The following is a 3757-nucleotide window of genomic DNA, read 5'->3' on the forward strand; positions in this document are numbered from 1 at the left end:
CGGGATGGCTTGAGCGCTGGGCGCTCTTCGAAGGCGCCCTGACCCGCGATTTCACGCGGCAGCGGCTGATGATCGAGGCGGCGCCGGTGGTCCCCTTGCGGGATCTTGGCGAGATGCAGCGCCTGTTTGACAGGCTGCATGCCGAACTGTCGCAGGATAGCGTGCTCAGCCGGTCGGAAGCCGCCGCGACCGTGCACCAGATCGTCGTGCGGGCCGCCCGGCAAGCGGCCGGCTGGAGCGGCCGGGAGCCAGATCGCCAGGGCGCGGCCGACTTCCAGCATGTGATCGACGAATTGCGCAAGCGCGCGGTCGGGCAAATCGACCTCGACGCCTTCGCCGCGGAATTCGGCGTCTCGCCGGCGACGCTGCGCCGCAAGGCCGCGCGGCTCACCGGCATGTCGCCCAAGGCATTTCAACTGCGCATCCGGCTCGATCTTGCCAAGCAAATGCTGGCCGCCTCCGATTCACCCATCGAATCAATCGCAGCCGCGGTTGGTTTCCACGACGCGTTTTATTTTTCCCGGCTGTTCCGGGATCGCGAAAATTGCTCCCCAAGCGAGTTCCGCGGCCGCCACAGGCGGAAGTGAGCGCCGAGAACCGACGCGTCAATCGACGAGATGAACCGACTTTTTCAGGGAGGGCCGTGTCCGGATTGCGTGCACGGCCTCACTTCCGCGAAATGCGCCTTCGCATAAGTTCTTGAATCATATAAGCTTGTGCTTGGGCAGGGACATCAGGAGGGGCTTTGGCACTTGTTGCCGGAAACACGACGCGTCTATGGACGCTCGTCGCGAAGGAGTTCTGGCGCAAGACGCGCCGGCGTTTGCGCGCCGGTCCGGTCTATCGCTGGCGCTATTCCGGCCGCACGCCCGAACGCGTCCTGATCGCGCCGCCTGACCTGAGACTCGCCGATCCGCAGATCGCGCTTGAAATCTACTATGGCCGCTATCCGCTGTCCGGGCATCTGGTCGAGACCGGCGGCAAGTCCCCCTTCCAGATCGAGGTGACCAATCGCGGCTGGCAAAAGACGTTGCACGGCTTTCGCTGGCTGCGCCATATGCGCGCGGCCGGCACCGAGCTTGCCGCCGCCAATGCCCGCGCCCTTGTCTCCGACTGGATCGCCATCCACGGCAACCAGATTTCCGGCATCGCCTGGGAGCCCGGCACCACCGCAAAGCGGGTGATTGCCTGGCTGCAGCATTCCTCCGTCGTGCTGCAGGGCGCCGAATTCCCCTTTTACCGCGCCTTCCTCAAATCGCTGGCCGTGCAGATCCGTTATCTCCGCTCGATGGCGCGGGCGATGCCCGAGGGCAAGGACAGGCTGCGCGCCCGTATCGCGCTCGCCTTCGCCGCTCTGTCGCTGCCGGCGCCGGCATCGGCGTTGCGCGGCGCCACCCGCAACCTCGCCGAGGAGCTCGACCGCCAGATCCTTCCCGACGGCGGCCATATCTCGCGCAACCCGATGACGGTGCTCGAGCTTCTTGCTGACCTTTTGCCGCTGCGCCAGACCTATGCCAACCAGGCCGAGACGCCGCCGCCGGCCTTGATGGGCGCCATCGACCGCATGCTGCCGGCATTGCGCTTCTTTCGCCATCAGGACGGCAGCCTCGCCCGCTTCAACGGCATGGGCGCGACCATTCATGACCGCATCGCCACCATCCTGCGCCACGACGACACCGTCGGCGCGCCGCTGCTGCACGCGCCGCATTCCGGCTATGAACGGCTGTCGATGGGCGGCGTCACCGTCATAGCCGATACCGGCCTGCCGCCGCCGGTCGACGTCTCCAACGCCGCGCATGCCGGCTGCCTCGCCTTCGAGATGTCCTCCGGCCGCCAGCACTACATCGTCAATGCCGGCATCGACACCTATGGCGCCGCCGAGTTCCGGCCGCTGGCCCGCGCCACCGCGGCGCATTCGACCGCCACCATCAACGACACGTCCTCGGCGCGCTTCAGCCACTCGCTGCGCGTCAACGACCTGCTCGGCTCGCCCTTGATCGGCGGCCCGCAGCATGTGCCCTGCAAGCGCACCGATCAGAAGGGCAGCCAGGGTTTCCTTGCCCGTCACGATGGCTATGCGCAGCGCTTCGGCTTTCTGCACGAGCGCGAACTGACGATGTCGACCAATGGCAATGTGCTGGCGGGCCGGGACCGCTTCCTGCGCCCCGGGGGAGCCGCGATCCGCAACAATGGCCGCGACTTCGTCACCGTCCGCTTCCACGTCCACCCCGACATCAACCTGCTGCAGGACGAGCATGACCGGCTGGTGCTCGCCGCCGACCAGGGCGACACCTGGGTGTTCACCTGCACCGAGGTGGTGCCCGAGGTGGAGGAATCGATCTATTTCGCCGGGCTCGGCGGCCCGCGCCGCAGCCGCCAGATCGTGGTTGCCTTCAAGGCCTCTGAGCTATCGGAGGTCCACTGGCAGCTGACGCGTACGACCATCGCCGGCTACCCGGAAAACAGCTGACGGCGCGCAACAGCGTGCGATGCCAACCGCGCGGCGCTTGATTTCCTGACCTCATATGCTACGGCGCGGGCTTCTTCCAATCCAGCCTTGAAAGGCCGCCAGCCCATGGCCGTCGCCGCCAAGAACATTCCCGCGCCCGACCTGGTTCCCGTGCGCCGCGCGCTGCTGTCCGTCTTCGACAAGACCGGCCTGATCGACTTCGCCAGGGCGCTCGCCGCCGCCGGCGTCGAGCTGGTCTCGACCGGCGGCACCGCGAAAGCGATCGCCGATGCCGGCATGGCGGTGCGCGACGTCTCCGAACTGACGGGCTTTCCCGAGATCATGGACGGCCGCGTCAAGACGCTGCACCCCTCGGTGCATGGCGCGCTGCTCGGCGTGCGCGACGATCCCGAGCATGCCAAGGCGATGCACGACCATCACATCGAGCCGATCGACCTCGTCGTCTGCAACCTCTATCCGTTCGAGGAGGTGCGCCGCTCCGGCGCCGGCTACGCCTCGATCGTCGAGAACATCGACATCGGCGGACCGGCGATGATCCGCGCCTCGGCCAAGAACCACGCCTATGTCGCCATCGTCACCGATCCCGAGGACTATGCGGCGGTGCTCAACGCGCTGGAGATGAACATCGGCTCGCTGTCGCTGGATTTCCGCAAGAAGCTGGCGGCCAAGGCCTTCGCCCGCACCGCCAGCTACGACGCGGCGATCTCCGGCTGGTTCGCCGAAGCGCTGGACATCGAGCATCCGACCTGGCGCGCCTTCGGCGGCCATCTCGATCAGGTGATGCGCTACGGCGAGAACCCGCACCAGAGCGCCGGCTTCTACCCCAACGGCGACAAGCGGCCGGGTGTCGCCACCGCGCGCCAGCTGCAGGGCAAGCAGCTCTCCTACAACAACATCAACGACACCGACGCCGCCTTCGAGCTAGTCGGCGAGTTCGATCCGACCCGCGCCGCGGCCGTCGCCATCATCAAGCACGCCAATCCCTGCGGCGTCGCCGAAGGGACCTCGCTGAAGGCGGCCTACGCCAAGGCGCTCGCCTGCGATCCGGTCTCGGCTTTCGGCGGCATCGTCGCCATGAACCGCACCCTCGACGCCGAAGCGGCCGAGGAGATCGTCAAGACCTTCACCGAGGTCATCATCGCGCCCGACGCTTCCGAGCAAGCGACCGCGATCGTCGCCGCCAAGAAGAACCTGCGCCTTCTGGTCACCGGCGGCTTGCCCGATCCGCGCGCCGCCGGCACATTAGCGAAATCGGTCGCCGGCGGGCTGCTCGTCCAGGGCCGCGAC

3 protein-coding genes are annotated in these 3757 nt (G+C 67.2%); all 3 read left to right on the forward strand.

Going from position 1 to position 3757, the window contains the following annotated elements; genetic code table 11:
* The first annotated feature begins 68 nt into the window (after positions 1-68).
* On the forward strand, positions 69-587 hold the full coding sequence (locus tag EN738_RS32165; protein WP_127287097.1) for a helix-turn-helix transcriptional regulator: 519 nt from the start codon (positions 69-71) through the stop codon (positions 585-587).
* Between the two features lie 158 nt (positions 588-745).
* On the forward strand, positions 746-2470 hold the full coding sequence (locus tag EN738_RS32170) for a heparinase II/III family protein (RefSeq protein ID WP_127287098.1): 1725 nt from the start codon (positions 746-748) through the stop codon (positions 2468-2470).
* A 105-nt stretch (positions 2471-2575) separates the two neighbouring features.
* Positions 2576-3757: bifunctional phosphoribosylaminoimidazolecarboxamide formyltransferase/IMP cyclohydrolase (gene purH, locus EN738_RS32175; protein ID WP_127287099.1), on the forward strand; the 1182-nt coding region annotated here is incomplete at its 3' end.

It is taken from the genome of Mesorhizobium sp. M4B.F.Ca.ET.017.02.2.1 (assembly GCF_003998955.1).
Taxonomy (GTDB): domain Bacteria; phylum Pseudomonadota; class Alphaproteobacteria; order Rhizobiales; family Rhizobiaceae; genus Mesorhizobium; species Mesorhizobium abyssinicae.

What these genes read in the sequence shown, in the direction of transcription:
- EN738_RS32165 (WP_127287097.1), top strand. Translation starts at nt 69, where the DNA reads ATGATCGAGGCGGCGCCGGTGGTCCCCTTGCGGGATCTTGGCGAGATG.